We start from the raw sequence: 14,989 nt of genomic DNA, 5'->3' as shown, positions 1-14,989 counted from the left end.
ATCGAAGCGAAGGAATATGATATGAAAAAGACATTAGTCATGATGTTTGCTGCACTGTCGATAAGCGCGGTATCAAATGTACATGCACAAAGTTCAGCACTGGAATGGAAAAGTGAGGATGGAACGGATTCTGTCAAGCTTGGTGGAGTGATGCGTTTGAATCAACGTTATGAAAATTGGGAGGGGCCAAATGGTGGTTTTGGAAAACTCTATTTTGATATTTTTCGTGTTGATCTGAAAGGCAAGTTTGATGATGCCTATTTCAATGCTAGTTACCTTTTTCAAGATCAAGAGAAACGATCAATTGAAAAAGCCTATGTGGGATATCATTTGGATGAACATAACAGCATAGAAGCAGGTTTTGTTTATAAACCCTTTGCAATTTATCCTTATCCACAAAATGGTTGGACTTATCATATTCCATTCTTTTTGGGTTATGGAAATAACATCGCTCCAGGTTTGAACTGGAATTTTAACAACAAAGATTGGGATGTGAAGTTAGGCTATTATCCTGAAATGCTTGCAACTAATCTTCGATATTCACCTGAAAGTGCGACTTATAATGATTTGGCTGAAAATGCATTTCCAACACAAAAAGCCTATCAAAATGAAAAGCGTCATCAAGTAAATACACGGATTGTTCGTAAGTTAGAAACTGAATTTGGTAAGCAAGAAATTGGTGTATCAGGTGCAATTGCTCAATTGCATAACAAAATCACGGATGACAACGGCAAATATTATGCAGTGGGTTTGCATACTGATAATAATTACAAACGTTTCAATGTCCAAAGCTCAGTGATTCATTATCAATATGATGCAAAAAATCCAGATGGTGTAAATGATGATATGACCTTGATGGGTGCAAATGGTTTAACGCCAGCATATTTCATTGCTTCTGAGGGAACCATTGCAAGTTTAAATCTTGCATATACCTTACCTGTACAGGATATGGGTAAGCTTAAAGCAATCCGTTTTTACAATGACTATAGTTACTTGGATAAAAAACGGGATGATTGGTCTGATTCGCAAATGAATACCACTGGTATGATGTTCATTGCCTCACCCGTTATGGTTTGGGCGGATTATACGTGGGGAAAAAACTCAAATATTATCGGTGGAGCTAGCAATGCCACAGGTTTTACATCTACGGTTTCGCCAAACAGTGATAAATGGCTTTATCGTATCAACTTAAATATTGGTTTTAGTTTTTAAATCTTCATAAATTTTGATCACAAACAAGAAAGCAAAGCCGAGGCTTTGCTTTCTTATAATGAGTTATCAGTTTATATTTTACTAATCAAATCATTGATTTGTTTTGCTTGTTCAGCTGCATTACCTGTGTAAGTTGCAGGTGTAAGCTGAGCTAAACGTGCACGTTCATCTGCTGGAACTTGTAATAGTTCATCACCATTCACAAAATCTACCATCATGTCACGTGTCATTGCCTGACCACGTGTTAGTGCTTTCAATTTTTCGTATGGTTTTTCAACGTTATAACGACGCATAACAGTTTGAATAGGCTCGGCAAGAACTTCTTGTGCTTGGTTTAAATCTTCATTTAAACGGTTTGCATTCAGTTCAAGTTTACCAATGCCTTTTAAGCATGCATCAAAAGCAATCAAGCTTTGCGCAAAACCAACACCCATGTTACGAAGAACAGTTGAGTCAGTTAAGTCGCGCTGCCAACGAGATACAGGAAGTTTTTCACCTAAGTGACCCAATACCGCATTTGCGATACCTAAGTTACCTTCTGAGTTTTCAAAGTCGATAGGATTTACTTTATGAGGCATTGTTGAAGAACCAACTTCACCATCTTTTAATTTTTGCTTGAAGTAACCAAGAGAGATATAGCCCCAAACATCACGGTTAAAGTCGATCAAGATCGTGTTGTAACGACGTAATGCATCGAACAATTCAGCCATATAATCATGTGGCTCAATTTGTGTAGTATATGGGTTAAATGCTAAACCTAAAGACTCAACAAATGCTTGCGCATGCGCAGCCCAATCAATTTCTGGATAAGCAGAGAGGTGAGCATTGTAGTTACCTACAGCACCATTGATTTTGCCTAATAATTCAACATTTTCAAATTGCTTGATTTGGCGTGCTAAACGATAAGCAACGTTCGCCATCTCTTTACCCAAAGTAGTAGGGCTAGCCGTTTGACCATGTGTACGTGACAACATTGGTTGTTCAGCATGTGTGATTGACAAAGCAGATATCGCATTCAAAATTTGCTTCATGCTTGAAACTAGAACTTCACGACCATTTTTAAGCATTAAAGCGTGAGATAAGTTGTTGATATCTTCAGATGTACAAGCAAAGTGAATAAATTCACCTGCATTTTTTAATTCATCAATATTTGCAATTTTTTCTTTAAGGAAATATTCGACTGCTTTTACATCATGATTGGTCGTACGTTCAATTTCTTTAATGCGGTTCGCATCTTCTTCAGAAAAATCAGCAACAATCGCATCTAAAGCTGCATTGGTTTCAGCAGAGAAAGCAGGGACTTCGATAATTTCTGCACGATTTGCAAGTGCTTGTAACCAACGCACTTCAACAGTGACACGAGCGTGGATTAAACCAAACTCAGACAAAAAAGGGCGTAGTGCATCGCATTTGCTTGCATAACGTCCATCAAGTGGTGAGAGTGCGGTTAAAGCATTCATACAGATTCCTTAAATTAAAATCTCTACTTACAAGAGAGATTTAGAGAGGTTGTAAAACGGTATAAAAATAAATTCGTTTCAGCATCGGTTTAAACCACTTGATACTGCAAACGAGCGAGAGCTTGAATATCTTGCAATAATTTGCGTTTACTAAAAATCATACTCCACGAGCTACCACCAGATTGCTTCCATAAATGAGCAAGTTGTAGGCCTGTAAATAAACACGCACGGATACGGTTGGTATGATTGATATCTTTAAATGCTTCGGCATTGCCGCGAACGAGGATGCGTGGATTGATTTGTCCCGCAGTTTCTACATAGGTTTGCGCTAGGTTGGCAATGATACTTGGGTGTAAATAGTTATTATCAAAAAAAGATAGCTGTTTTAAAATTTTTTGTTGAGAGGCTTCAATAATTTTAACGTATTCAGGATTGCTATAAACTTTCTTTTCCAGTTGCAACAAAGCCATCGCATAGGACATTGGTAGTTTCGCAGCAGAAAGTTTAGGAACACGTGATTTAGGAGCACTATTAAAAGGTTGTGTGATACAACCTTCCAAGGTTTTTAGTCCTAAAGAAATATCAGCCAGTTGATTGAAGAAATCTAAGGTTTGGGATGCTTTATTAATTGTAGGGCGAATGTTTAAACTCGCTTTTATGAGTAATTCAAAATAGAAATTACCTGTATCCCCAATACTTTGCTGACCAGCCATCGCGGTCATATGTGTAAGCTGTGTTGCTTGAAAAACCGCTGCTAATGCTAAAGCACGGTTTTGTCTAACATTCAACGCTTGAGCGTGCTGAAAGGGTAACTCGACCATGCTTCGCTTCCAATTTCCTTAAATAAAATCTGGTTCTGGTGCATTTGTATGGTGAATGACACCACCGCCTAAGCAGACCTCTCCAGCGTAGAACACCACGCTTTGTCCAGGAGTCACAGCTCTTTGTGGTTCATCAAACTCAACCCGAATACCATTTTCGGTTTGCTCATCACGATAGATTGTACACGCTTGATCTGGCTGACGATAACGGGTTTTTGCCGTGCATCGGAATCCAGTCGATGGTATATCTTGTTCACCAGCAACCCAATCAATCGATTCGCTCCAAAGCTGCGTGCTTTGCATCAATGGATGTTCATGTCCTTGACCGATCACCAGTCGATTATTGGCAATATCTTTGTGTAATACGAACCATGCACCTTCTTGTACACCTTTCATACCACCGATACCAATACCACCACGCTGACCCAGCGTATAGTACATCAAGCCATGATGTTCACCAACTTCTTTACCTGACTCCAAAACAATTTTTCCAGCTTGAGCAGGTAGATATTGTTTAAGGAAATCGGTAAAACGACGTTCACCAATAAAGCAAATACCAGTCGAGTCTTTTTTCTTGGCAGTTGCCAGATCTAACTCTTCTGCAATGCGACGAACTTCTGGTTTTTCAATTTCACCCACAGGGAACAAGGTCTTGTTGATTTCACGACCATGCACCGCATGTAAGAAATAAGTTTGATCTTTATTATTATCAACACCACGTAGTAATGGCGCATAAGTTTCGCCACGTGAATTTTGCATACTCGCGCCACGACGCGCATAGTGACCTGTTGCGATGAAATCAGCACCTAAAGTCATGGCATGGTCGAGGAAAGCACGGAATTTAATTTCTTTATTACAGAGAATATCAGGGTTGGGCGTGCGACCAGCAGCATATTCAGCTAAGAAATGCTCAAAGACACGGTCCCAATATTCCATTGCAAAATTAGCAGTATGTAGTTTAATGCCAATTTTATCTGCAACCGCTTGCGCATCTGCCAAGTCTTCTAGTGCTGTGCAGTAATCCGTACCATCATCTTCTTCCCAGTTTTTCATGAAAAGACCTTCAACTTGATATCCTTGTTGAAGTAATAGTGCGGCAGAAACGGAGGAATCTACACCACCAGACATACCGACGATGACACGTTGTTGCATCTAATTAAGCATCCAAATGAGAAGTGAATGAGGGAGAGAAAGGGTGCTCATAAATAAGCGATAAAGGATATTTCTTGCCAGCAAGGGCATCTTGAACAGCTTTTAAAACCAATGGGCTACGTGCACGAGCTGTTTCTTGCAGTTCAGCCAAGTTCATCCATACTGCATTGACAATACCTGTATCCAGTTGCGCATTTTCTTCAACTGATGTGAGATGTGCCAAGAAGCAAAAACGGTAATAGGTACGGTCTGGAAACATTGGAGGTGTATAGGTATAGATACCGAGCAAGTGATCTATTTCTACATGATGACCTGTTTCTTCTAAGGTCTCACGGATCGCTGCTTCAATAATCGTTTCACCGCATTCGACATGACCAGCAGGTTGATTAAACACCGTATGCACAAAGCCTTCGCTGTGTTCTTCAACAAACAGAAAACGTCCGTCTTTTTCAACTACAGTGGCGACTGTGACATGAGGTGTCCAAGCGGTCATAGAAAGCACCAAGATTTTTTAAAAACGTATTCTACAAAATTTGAGAGTTTTTGGCTATGGTAGTGCTGATGGGGATTCATTGAATTAATCTAGATTTTTAATTTCATTAATAATTGTATCCAGCAACCAGAAATTTTCTTCAATTGAAATAGCCTTTTTACTCAATTCATCTATATTCTTTCCTTCTATTGTCCATAGAAAAGGATAAAATGAAAAGACCTGATTCCCAGTAAGTTCTTGAACATCAGTTTTCCAATTATTCCATCTTAAAGAGCCATAAAATTGATCGAGATCGCCATTTAAACACCAATTTAAGAAATCTGAATAACCAATCTCTAAATTTTCCCATCTTAAACAGTCGGGAGCAAGATAATAAATATCACCTAAGTTTTCTCCCAAACCACCACCATTTATCGAAAAATAACCGCCCAAAATATCATCGGCTATAAGCAAATAATGAGGTTGCTTATGTTGTTGGATGATTGTTTTTCCAATATTCCATTCATGAATTCCACGATCTAACTTTTTGCTGCCAGAGCCTAAAACTCTCAACCATCCATGATCAATGATTAAACCACCAGTTTCATAAATCATAGCTCCCATTGTGGAGCGAGTCGTCACTTGGTTTGAAAGTAATTCACTTTCTGCTCTGTTTATATTATTAGGTAGCACTTCAAATTGATTCTTAGCTGTTTCCAACCAGCTTTTAATGAGAATCCAACCTGATTCCTTAGTATCTATTAGTTCATTTAGTTGTTTCATTGTTCTTTGAGTTCGTTAGTGTGAATTGACTAAATGGATATAAATTTAATTATTCTTATAATTATCCTTCACTTTTACATAATTTTGCGCTGAATAAGGTAAAAATGCTTTTTCTTTATCTGTGAGAGGGCGGACTTGTTGCACAGGACTACCTACATACAAATAACCGGTTTTTAAGACTTTGCGTGGTGGAACAAGGCTACCTGCACCAATCATCACATCATCTTCAATAATCACGTCATCTAAAACTACAGTATTGATCCCAATCAGGACGCGATTACCAATAGTACAACCGTGTAAAGTCACATGATGCCCAACAGTCACATCTTCACCAATAACTAAAGGTGAGCCATTTGGTTTTGATTGATTTTTATGACTGACATGCAACATACAATGATCTTGCACATTACTATTTTTGCCAATCTGAATTGAGTTGACATCACCACGAATCACAGCAAAGGGCCAAACCGAGACATTCTCTCCTAATTTGACATCCCCGATAACTACAGACATTCCATCTATATAGCAACTTGAATCAATATTAGGTGTTTGATCGAGATATGGACGAATGTTCTTAGTCATTAGAAGCTTCAAAACAAAATATGATGGAATTATAAATTAAAAAAGCATTCATACCCAAGAGCATGAATGCTTAATGAGTAAACTCAAAACTTAGAATAAGTTGCTAAAGAACATTTTGATATGGTCAATCATACGAGCAAAGAAACCCGCTTCTTCAACAGGTTTTAATGCAACAAGCGGTTTTTCAGCAATTACTTTACCATCAAGGCTTGCCACTAATTTACCTACCACTTGACCTTTTGCTAAAGGTGCATTTAGTTTCGGTTGAACGACAAGCTGAGTTTTGATTTTATCTGCTTGACCTTTAGGCATGGTTACGTTGAAGTTTTCAGCTAAACCAATTTGAACGTCATCTTCTTTACCAAACCAGACTTTTGCTTTCGCAAGAACTTGATTTGCAGGTTGTACATTTGCAGTTTCAAAGTTTGCAAAACCCCAAGCCAATAATGTACGTGTTTGATTGGCACGCTCATTCATACTTGGTGTACCAAAGATCACTGAAATTAAACGCATTGGACCACGTTTACTTGAGGTGGTTAAACAATAACCTGCTTCTTCGGTGTGACCTGTTTTTAAACCATCAACACTTGGGTCTGTATAAAGCAAAGCATTACGGTTGCCTTGTTTAATACCATTAAATGTAAACTCTTTTTCTGAGTAAATTGGATAATATTTAGAGCTATCTTTGATGATATGTTGTGCCAACACAGCCATATCTTTAGCGGTAGAATAATGTCCTTCGGCTGGCATACCTGTTGAGTTCATGAAATGGGTATTGACCATACCAACACGTTTAGCTTCTTGGTTCATCATGTGGGCAAAAGTTCCTTCGTTACCCGCAACATGTTCTGCCATTGCTTTAGAAGCATCATTACCCGATTGAATAATAATACCACGAAGCATTTCTAATACGGTCGCCGTACCATTTAAAGGTACATACATGCATGACTCAGTACTACTTCCACGACACCACGCAGATTCATTCATGCGTACTTGTTCGTCTTCAGTCAATTCACCCTTTAAAAGTTTTTGTTCAATGATGTAACTGGTCATCATTTTTGTCATAGACGCTGGCGCAAGTTTTTCATTTTCGTTTTTTGCGGCTAGGATCTGTCCTGTCTCATAATCCATTAATACATAGGATTTATTATTTAATTCTGGTGGAGCAGATAGGACAGTCGCTGCATATGAAAAGCTTGGCAAAAGTAATAATGCAGCAAGAGCGCTTTTTTGAGTCATTCTAGGTGGTTCCAATATCTTGTGTGAAGCAGAAGAGCCTAGCATTTTAGGATAAAGCTAAGCCGACTTCTATGGGCGAAGTCGGCTTTTTCATACAGTATTGTAACCAATCAGTTACTTCGAATAATAATTCCGAACGTCATCGCAAATTTGACGATTATCTTCGTCAGAAGCAGCTTTTGCATCACTACGAGCTTCTTTTAATGCTTCTTGGAAATCTTTAGTTTTTACTTGCTTATTCAGTGTTTCAACTGCCTTAGCATCATTATTTAAATAGGCTTTAACTAAATTGTCATATGCCTTGTTAAATTTTAAGTCTTTACCAATCAAGCTTGGGCAAATTTCAGAAAGAACGTAGATTGCAGCAAGTTCTTGCTTAGTGACAGTGTCAGAAATGGGTGTTACTTCAATCTTTTCTGCTTCAGATGCTTTTTTATCTGCTGCAAAGGCTGTAGGAGCTAAAATGCTAGAAGCGATGAGAAATGAAAGACCTAGTGCTTTAAAAACATTTTTTTTCATAAGAAATAAAACTCAGAACAAGACTTAAAGAATTTGAATAACTTATAGCATAAAAGCGTGTTAAAAAATGTAGGTTTGCTGTAGGAATGGTAGTGTTATGTGATTTTTAAATTTACTTTTTTTATTCAATTTATTATTTAAAGAATGATTTTTGTAGATATAGAATGACTTTACAGATGAATTTTTTTTAAAACACGACTGAGTAAGCTGATTCTATAAGGGCAAATGTTCTTAAGCTTTCTAAAATGAAGTTTGGAATAAAAAATAATTCATTCCCTCAGCTTTAAAATATCGAGTAAGTTAGACGAACTGAGTGGAGATAACCTAAAAGATAAAAAATCAGAATAAGGTATAAAAAGGAGCAGAATAATGACTAGATTTAATGGCGGTGTTGATATCGCATTGAAACTTCCACCTCACCAATTCGACGCTACTGTCACATTTTATCGTGATGTAATTGGTCTCAAACAAATTACAGATAAAGCCCCAGACGTAGGCTTTGAGTTAGGTCTGATCAAATTATGGATTGCTGCTGCACCAGAAATGAGCCAAGCCGAAATTTGGCTTGAACTGTTTACCGATGATTTTACTGAAGCTGCTCAATACCTTGATAAAGTCGGTGTTATTCGTTGTGATGCAATAGAGCCATTACCTGAAGGTTTTCGAGGTGGTTGGATTACGAGTCCAGCCAATATTATTCATATGGTTCGAGAACCTGACGCTTGGTAAATTGATTGGTATCACAAGAATTGAGAGAATTGACTTTGTGCAGATGTAAAAGTGTGGTTTTAAATACGGGCATTTAAAAACCACACAAATATCGAATAGACATTAACCTTCAAAGTTTAAAACATCTTCACAGACAGATTTCTGCTCTGATTTTTCAACTTCTTTAGCTGCTTCACGTGCATCTTTTAATAAAGATTGGAATTCTCCATCTTTTTGCAAGCTTTCAATTGATGCAGATTTATCAGAATAATTACTTAAATATGAAGCAACCATTTGTTTGATGTTTTGGTCAAACTTTGCATTTTTGCCAATAAGAGCAGGGCACATTTCAATTAAGACTTGTGCATTTGCAATATCATCTTTGATCAGCGCATCTGCTTCTTTTACTGAAACCGCTTCGTCAGCAAAAACAACTGACGCCGTAAGAAGTGAGAAACCAACCCCAAAAACTCGAATAAAATTAGATAAATGTCTCATGTCTGTATAAATTTCTAATACTAAGAAGATATAAATATATATAATTCAATGAATAATTCAATTGAAAAAACTCAGTAGTAACATTTAAAGAGATAGGATTTTAGTGAATATTTTAATAGCAAATGATGATGGTGTTTTTGCTCCTGGGCTTCAAGCCTTAGCACAGGCTTTAAAACCTTTAGGGCGTGTTGTTGTGGTTGCACCTGAAAGTGAACGCAGTGGTTATTCTAGTGCTTTAACTTTAGACCGTCCATTACGCCCGATTCCGATTGCAGAAGATGTTTGGGCTGTTAATGGAACCCCAGCTGACTGTGTTTATTTATCGATGAATGGTTTGTTCGATTTTGAGTTTGATCTTGTCGTCAGTGGCATTAATAGTGGCGCCAACTTGGGTGATGATGTTTTATACTCTGGAACAGTCGGCGCTGCTTTTGAAGGTCGTTTAATGAAACATCCTGCTTTGGCTGTATCATTGGCTGGATCAAATGTACGTTCTTATGAACACCCACAAGATTATGCACGCGCGGCCCAATGGGTCCATGATTTTATTGCTAAAGGCCTGCCAATCTTACCGCCACGTCATATTTTCAATATTAATATTCCAGATGTTGAAGAGATTCAAGGTGCGCAAGTGACTTATCAAGGACGCCGTGCGCAGTCTAAACCGATTAGTAGTCATGTTGACCCAAGAGGTCGCCAAGTTTATTGGATAGGTTTAGCAGGAGAAGCGGTTACTGAACCTCAAACTGTATCGAGTCATATCCAATCTGATTTCTTTGCAGTTGCAAATGGTTATGTCAGTATCACTCCAATTCAAATGGATGCTACAAATTACGATGTACTTGATAATTTGCATGATCATGTAAATGGTTAACAGGTGCTATGTTATAACTTTGTGAATATAGAATGTGAGAGCTCGTTTTTTCTCACTTTTTTGGTACTCTTAGGCGCAAATAAAATAAGGTTTTTTTCGATGAGGGCGAAGATGCACTTAAACAATGTCTCGATTTTTCTATCACAGAAGATGATTAAAACAGTTGTATTATCTATGGCGGTAGCAACAGCGGCAATTGTGACGGGTTGTGCATCAAAACCACAGATTAATGGTGGTACACGTTATGTACAAGCACCAAATTATTATACTGTGCGCTCAGGTGACACGCTTAGTGCAATCGCCAATCGTTATGGTTTGAATTATTTAGATATTGCTGCTTTAAATGATATTGCTGCGCCATATCGTATTTATGTTAATCAATCGCTTCGTTTAAAAGGATCGGTTGCGCAACGTACTACATCGACTCAGGCAATGGCTCAGACAACACCGATTCAACGTCAAACGATTAATTTACCGCCGCAACAACAAGTGATAACCAAAACTCAACCTGTTGTACCTAAAGCTGTCGTACCAACCGTACCAGTGAATCCTTCATCAACGCTAGCTTCTAATTTACGTTGGGTGAAACCAACCAATGGAGCCATTATTCAAAGCTTCAATTTAGCCAGTAATGTTAAAGGCACGCGATACGGTGGTAATGAGGGTGATCCAATTTTTGCTGCTGCAAATGGACAAGTGGTTTATGCCGCTGATGGCTTGAAGGAGTATGGTAATTTGGTGTTAATTAAGCATGTTGATGGATATATCTCTGCTTATGCTCATAACAGCAAAATGCTAGTGAAAAGTGGTGATAATGTCACTGCTGGACAGAAAATTGCAGAAATGGGATCAACAGGTGCTTCACGCGTAATGCTAGAGTTCCAAGTTCGCTTAGATGGTAAGCCTGTTAACCCGACAACAGTATTGCCAAATTAAATGAAGCAATTAACACTCTTTCAATAAATTATTAATAATCGCTAGTTTAAGGGTAGACTTCCCTGTATACTTATTGAGATTGCTTTAACTACAACAATAAGCACATTTTAATAAATTAAGAGGGAAGTCTATGTTAGACCAATTGCGTGCAATGGGGGTATTTGCCTGCGTTGTAGAAAAAAGTTCTTTTAGCGGTGCAGCAAGAGATCTTGGGATTACAACGAGTGCTGTTAGCCAACAAATACGTTCTTTAGAACATGAAATGGATGTCACATTACTTCATCGTTCAACTAGAAAACTCAGTCTTACAGAAGCTGGACAGGCTTTTTTCTTGAGTTGCCAAGAAATGTTGGCAGCAGCAGAACGCGGTAAAATCCGAATTAATGAATTAAGAGATGATCTTGTCGGTGATCTGCGTATTGCAACGACACCAGAGCTAGGTGCTTTGCATGTTATTCCTGCACTTTCACATTGGATGTCTGCACATAAAGGTTTAGCCATTCATTTTGAGGCAGATCACCGTTATATCGATTTGATTGAGGAACGTATTGATATTGCGATACGTATGAGCTTACGTGTAGATGATCATCAATTAACTGCGGTTCCTTTGGCTCGTGTAGATCAAGTGTTGGTTGCTTCACCAAGCTATATAAACCAATCAACGCCAATCACGCGTCCTGAAGATTTACGCCACCATGAGCTTCTTCCTATAACATTAATGCAAAACTATCAACATTTCGCTTTCCGTAATGGTTTGAGTGGGGAAGTCGTAAATGTAGATATGAAAACACGTTTAGGAACCAATAATGTATTTGTTGCTAAATCGCTCTGTCAGCAAGGACATGGTTTAGCACGTATTTTATATATGGACATTCAGAAAGAGTTGATGAATGGCACTTTGGTTGAAGTTTTACCAGATTGGCATTTACCGCATTATACGCTACATGCTTTGACCTCGAAGCGTGAACAATACCCAATGAAAGTTCATCGTTGTATCGATGCACTTAAACAATATTTTGGGCAGCTTCCAGGTGGACGTTCTTTACAAGGCGTAGCCTAATCAAAAAAGCCATGTTCAATCTAGAACATGGCTTTTTTTTTACTTCAACTTCTTTTTAAGTTTTGGCTTCATTGTTTTCGCTTCAACGGTATTGTCTTCAGACACTTTATTATTCGCTTCAGAGGTTTTCTTTACTTTTTTGCGCTTCTTCTTTTTCTTGGATTCATCATCCTCGACAGCTTCACCATCTTCAATTGCTTGCCAATACTCTAATTGCTGCATAACGGCAGCATAAATTGAGTTTTTACTATAGCGACCCTTTTTATCAAGAGTACCTACTGGACGAGCCATTAAAATTTCTAAGGCTTGATCAATCGTATCAATCGCATGAACGTGAAATTGTCCTGTCTCAACGGCTTCAATTACGTCTTGGCGTAGCATTAAATGCTGCATGTTTTGACGAGGAATAATGACGCCTTGTTTGCCTGTTAAGCCTTGCAGCTTACAAGCATCATAAAACCCTTCAATTTTCGCATTAACACCACCAATCGGTTGTACTTGACCTAACTGATTCATCGAACCCGTGATAGCCCAAGATTGATCAATTGGAATTTGGCAAATTGCAGAAATTAGAGCTGAAAGCTCCGCAACGGTTGCACTATCCCCATCAACTTGTCCATAACTCTGTTCAAAGGCTAACGCAGCAGAGAAGTGTAGAATTTGCTCACGTCCAAAGTGTGCTTTTAGGAAGCTAGACATGAGCAAGACACCTTTTGCATGCAAAGAACCACCAAGTTCAACGCTACGCTCAATATCTAAGATATCTCCACCACCTTGATAAACAGATGCAGTAAGACGAGAAGGTAAGCCGAACTCAACATCTGCATAATGGATCACGGATAGGGCGTTAATTTGACCTAAGCGATGTCCAGAGGTTTCGATCAGTTGTGTTCCACGAGACAAGTCTTGCCAGTAGAGTTCACGTAAATATCCCAAACGGTATTGACGATGATGTAAAGCTTGATTGACATGATGATCAGTCACGAGCTTATCATCTGCTTTAAACGCATGATGATGCGCTTCACGGATCAAATCTCCTAATGTGGACGCATGTAATGAGAGAGAGCTTTGATCTTCTGCTTGGCGGCTGGAGTCGGTCAGCAGGGCTGCGAGTGCAGAGCGATCAAAAGGTAATAATTTGTCGGCTTGAACATAGTCGGCAATGAGCTGTACATAAGCTTGTTCATTACTGTCATTACGTTGTAATGTGTCAGTAAAGTCAGCGCGAATTTTAAATACACTGCCAAGCTCAGGTTCGACCTCTAAAATTTCATAATAAATTTCAGGCTCAGCTAGTAATACAACTTTAATATCTAAAGGAACAGATGCTGGTTCAATTGAAATGCTTCCTGTTAAGGTGAGCATGTGTTCTAAAGAAGAAAGTTTCAGTTGCCCTGATTTCAGTGCTCTTTTTAGACCTTGCCAAGCATAAGGCTGTTCAAGTAGCTGTTCGGCTTCTAAAATTAAGAATCCGCCATTCGCTTGATGAAGTGAGCCAGGTCGAATTAAAGTAAAGTCAGTGGTAATGGTGCCATTGTGCGTGAGTTGTTCTACATGTCCCAATAAGTTGTAGTGCGTTGGAAAATCTTCAAAAATGACAGGCGCACCACTATTAGGTTTATTGGCAACGATAACATTGGCTTGATATCTTGATGGTACACGATTAAAAAGTGCTGGTGTGAAGTCATCTTCTTCTTGTTCCAAGATGAGCTCAACATTATCAATAATATCATCTGCATATTGCTTTAAATATTGATCTAAGCCTTTAACATCTTTATTTTTATTTAATAACAGTTCAATGCGTGGCATCACCACTTGAGTTGCAATATCACGATTTAATATTGAAACTTTATCTCTGGCATCATCTTCTAAATCACCTAAATGCAAACCAAGACGTTCTAGTTTCTTTTCCATATAACGCATGTTTGAGGTGATTTCTGCGCGTTGCTTGGTATTTAAGCTATCTAAATCATTCTGTGTCATTTCATGATATTCATTATCTTGAAGATACATTGGAATGAAGACATGTTTGTCATTACGAGAAATCAGTTTTAAATCGAGCTCTTCACCTTCTTTGGTCAATTCGATTAATGCTTGTTGTTGTACATCACCTGTATCTTGGCGAATGCGTTCAATGCGGTTGTGATAGGTCTCAGCACTAAAACGACGCTCAAGTTGTTTTAGAATAATTTGCCATGATTGTTGTAAAGCTGCTTGAAACTTTACGCCTTGACCTGCTGGAAAGCGCAATGCAAGAGGTTGTCTTGGGTTTTTAAAATTATTGACGTAGACCCAATCATTAGGTGTTTGCATGGTTTTCGCATGCTGTTGAAGTAAACGCTTGATCATTGTGCGTTTACCAAGTCCCGCTGTACCTACAGCAAAAATGTTGTAGCCAGAATAAGGTAATGAAATTCCCGCCTCAACTGATGCGCGTGCACGATCTTGTCCTAGAAAATTATTGAGTGGCTTAATTCGTTTGGTAGAGCTAGGAATTTTGGCGAAATCTGGCGTATGCGTAAGTTGATCTGCTTTTAAAGCTGTTTTGGTTAATGTTGGTTGTATATCCGTCTGTTCGAAAGCGCTTGGAAAGGTACTGATATTTGCTGTAATCGTGTTTGCTGGTGTTAATGAAAGGGTTGTTGCAGTCATTTGATCGAGCTTTTGGGTCAC

Annotated in this window: 15 protein-coding genes; 5 read left to right on the top strand and 10 right to left on the bottom strand. The window is 38.5% G+C overall.

The features are described from left to right. The first annotated feature begins 21 nt into the window (after positions 1-21). Complete coding sequence (locus tag NGC85_RS11035; RefSeq protein WP_254731100.1) at positions 22-1,212, top strand: hypothetical protein; 1,191 nt, start codon at positions 22-24, stop codon at positions 1,210-1,212. Between the two features lie 71 nt (positions 1,213-1,283). Here NGC85_RS11035 and purB read toward each other — a convergent pair whose 3' ends face one another. The 8 genes from purB to NGC85_RS10995 all read right to left on the bottom strand — a co-directional run bounded on the left by purB (position 1,284) and on the right by NGC85_RS10995 (position 8,240). Then, positions 1,284-2,672, bottom strand: a complete 1,389-nt coding sequence (gene purB, locus NGC85_RS11030; RefSeq protein WP_254731097.1) for an adenylosuccinate lyase — start codon at positions 2,670-2,672, stop codon at positions 1,284-1,286. Positions 2,673-2,761: 89 nt separating this feature from the next. Beyond that, entirely contained in the window at positions 2,762-3,493 is a 732-nt protein-coding gene (hflD, locus tag NGC85_RS11025; protein WP_005058162.1) for a high frequency lysogenization protein HflD, read from the bottom strand. Positions 3,494-3,511: 18 nt separating this feature from the next. Further along, on the bottom strand, positions 3,512-4,645 hold the full coding sequence (gene mnmA / locus NGC85_RS11020; protein WP_254731094.1) for a tRNA 2-thiouridine(34) synthase MnmA: 1,134 nt from the start codon (positions 4,643-4,645) through the stop codon (positions 3,512-3,514). A gap of 4 nt (positions 4,646-4,649) precedes the next feature. Continuing rightward, the gene (locus NGC85_RS11015; protein ID WP_254731091.1) at positions 4,650-5,138 is read right to left on the bottom strand and encodes an NUDIX hydrolase; all 489 of its coding nucleotides are present in this window, start codon (positions 5,136-5,138) and stop codon (positions 4,650-4,652) included. Between the two features lie 84 nt (positions 5,139-5,222). Beyond that, the gene (locus tag NGC85_RS11010) at positions 5,223-5,900 is read right to left on the bottom strand and encodes a DUF2625 domain-containing protein (RefSeq protein WP_254731088.1); all 678 of its coding nucleotides are present in this window, start codon (positions 5,898-5,900) and stop codon (positions 5,223-5,225) included. 45 nt (positions 5,901-5,945) lie between these two features. Next, complete coding sequence (locus NGC85_RS11005; RefSeq protein ID WP_254731085.1) at positions 5,946-6,482, bottom strand: gamma carbonic anhydrase family protein; 537 nt, start codon at positions 6,480-6,482, stop codon at positions 5,946-5,948. A 90-nt stretch (positions 6,483-6,572) separates the two neighbouring features. After that, the gene (gene dacC, locus NGC85_RS11000; RefSeq protein ID WP_005053136.1) at positions 6,573-7,721 is read right to left on the bottom strand and encodes a D-alanyl-D-alanine carboxypeptidase PBP5/6; all 1,149 of its coding nucleotides are present in this window, start codon (positions 7,719-7,721) and stop codon (positions 6,573-6,575) included. 114 nt (positions 7,722-7,835) lie between these two features. Next, positions 7,836-8,240 carry an MCR_0457 family protein gene (locus NGC85_RS10995; RefSeq protein ID WP_254731082.1) on the bottom strand — a complete coding sequence of 135 codons (405 nt, stop codon included), beginning with the start codon at positions 8,238-8,240 and terminating at the stop codon, positions 7,836-7,838. Positions 8,241-8,606: 366 nt separating this feature from the next. On the opposite strand from NGC85_RS10995, the gene NGC85_RS10990 reads away from it, so the two are divergent. Further along, positions 8,607-8,969 (top strand): hypothetical protein, encoded by a 363-nt coding sequence (locus NGC85_RS10990; RefSeq protein WP_254805591.1) that lies wholly within the window; start codon positions 8,607-8,609, stop codon positions 8,967-8,969. A gap of 102 nt (positions 8,970-9,071) precedes the next feature. Here NGC85_RS10990 and NGC85_RS10985 read toward each other — a convergent pair whose 3' ends face one another. Continuing rightward, positions 9,072-9,446 (bottom strand): MCR_0457 family protein, encoded by a 375-nt coding sequence (locus tag NGC85_RS10985; protein ID WP_254731079.1) that lies wholly within the window; start codon positions 9,444-9,446, stop codon positions 9,072-9,074. A gap of 103 nt (positions 9,447-9,549) precedes the next feature. Here NGC85_RS10985 and surE point away from each other — a divergent pair, with 103 nt between their 5' ends. From surE to NGC85_RS10970, 3 genes are all read left to right on the top strand, one after another. Further along, positions 9,550-10,320 (top strand): 5'/3'-nucleotidase SurE, encoded by a 771-nt coding sequence (surE, locus tag NGC85_RS10980; protein WP_254731076.1) that lies wholly within the window; start codon positions 9,550-9,552, stop codon positions 10,318-10,320. A gap of 111 nt (positions 10,321-10,431) precedes the next feature. Next, positions 10,432-11,256, top strand: coding sequence for a peptidoglycan DD-metalloendopeptidase family protein (locus tag NGC85_RS10975; protein WP_005053141.1), 825 nt, complete (start codon positions 10,432-10,434; stop codon positions 11,254-11,256). Between the two features lie 130 nt (positions 11,257-11,386). After that, positions 11,387-12,316: a LysR family transcriptional regulator gene (locus NGC85_RS10970; RefSeq protein WP_005053142.1), complete on the top strand. Its 930-nt coding sequence runs from the start codon at positions 11,387-11,389 to the stop codon at positions 12,314-12,316. Positions 12,317-12,355: 39 nt separating this feature from the next. On the opposite strand, the gene NGC85_RS10965 is transcribed toward NGC85_RS10970, so the two are convergent. Beyond that, positions 12,356-14,989: a Lon protease family protein gene (locus NGC85_RS10965; protein ID WP_254731073.1), complete on the bottom strand. Its 2,634-nt coding sequence runs from the start codon at positions 14,987-14,989 to the stop codon at positions 12,356-12,358.

The sequence above is a fragment of the Acinetobacter sp. Z1 genome, assembly GCF_024296945.1.
GTDB lineage: Bacteria > Pseudomonadota > Gammaproteobacteria > Pseudomonadales > Moraxellaceae > Acinetobacter > Acinetobacter beijerinckii.
Note: the sequence above shows the minus strand (reverse complement) of the source record. Positions and strands in the feature narration are given on the sequence as shown.

What these genes read in the sequence shown, in the direction of transcription:
- NGC85_RS11035 (WP_254731100.1), top strand. Translation starts at nt 22, where the DNA reads ATGAAAAAGACATTAGTCATGATGTTTGCTGCACTGTCGATAAGCGCG.
- purB (WP_254731097.1), bottom strand. Translation starts at nt 2,672, where the DNA reads ATGAATGCTTTAACCGCACTCTCACCACTTGATGGACGTTATGCAAGC.
- hflD (WP_005058162.1), bottom strand. Translation starts at nt 3,493, where the DNA reads ATGGTCGAGTTACCCTTTCAGCACGCTCAAGCGTTGAATGTTAGACAA.
- mnmA (WP_254731094.1), bottom strand. Translation starts at nt 4,645, where the DNA reads ATGCAACAACGTGTCATCGTCGGTATGTCTGGTGGTGTAGATTCCTCC.
- NGC85_RS11015 (WP_254731091.1), bottom strand. Translation starts at nt 5,138, where the DNA reads ATGACCGCTTGGACACCTCATGTCACAGTCGCCACTGTAGTTGAAAAA.
- NGC85_RS11010 (WP_254731088.1), bottom strand. Translation starts at nt 5,900, where the DNA reads ATGAAACAACTAAATGAACTAATAGATACTAAGGAATCAGGTTGGATT.
- NGC85_RS11005 (WP_254731085.1), bottom strand. Translation starts at nt 6,482, where the DNA reads ATGACTAAGAACATTCGTCCATATCTCGATCAAACACCTAATATTGAT.
- dacC (WP_005053136.1), bottom strand. Translation starts at nt 7,721, where the DNA reads ATGACTCAAAAAAGCGCTCTTGCTGCATTATTACTTTTGCCAAGCTTT.
- NGC85_RS10995 (WP_254731082.1), bottom strand. Translation starts at nt 8,240, where the DNA reads ATGAAAAAAAATGTTTTTAAAGCACTAGGTCTTTCATTTCTCATCGCT.
- NGC85_RS10985 (WP_254731079.1), bottom strand. Translation starts at nt 9,446, where the DNA reads ATGAGACATTTATCTAATTTTATTCGAGTTTTTGGGGTTGGTTTCTCA.
- NGC85_RS10975 (WP_005053141.1), top strand. Translation starts at nt 10,432, where the DNA reads ATGCACTTAAACAATGTCTCGATTTTTCTATCACAGAAGATGATTAAA.
- NGC85_RS10970 (WP_005053142.1), top strand. Translation starts at nt 11,387, where the DNA reads ATGTTAGACCAATTGCGTGCAATGGGGGTATTTGCCTGCGTTGTAGAA.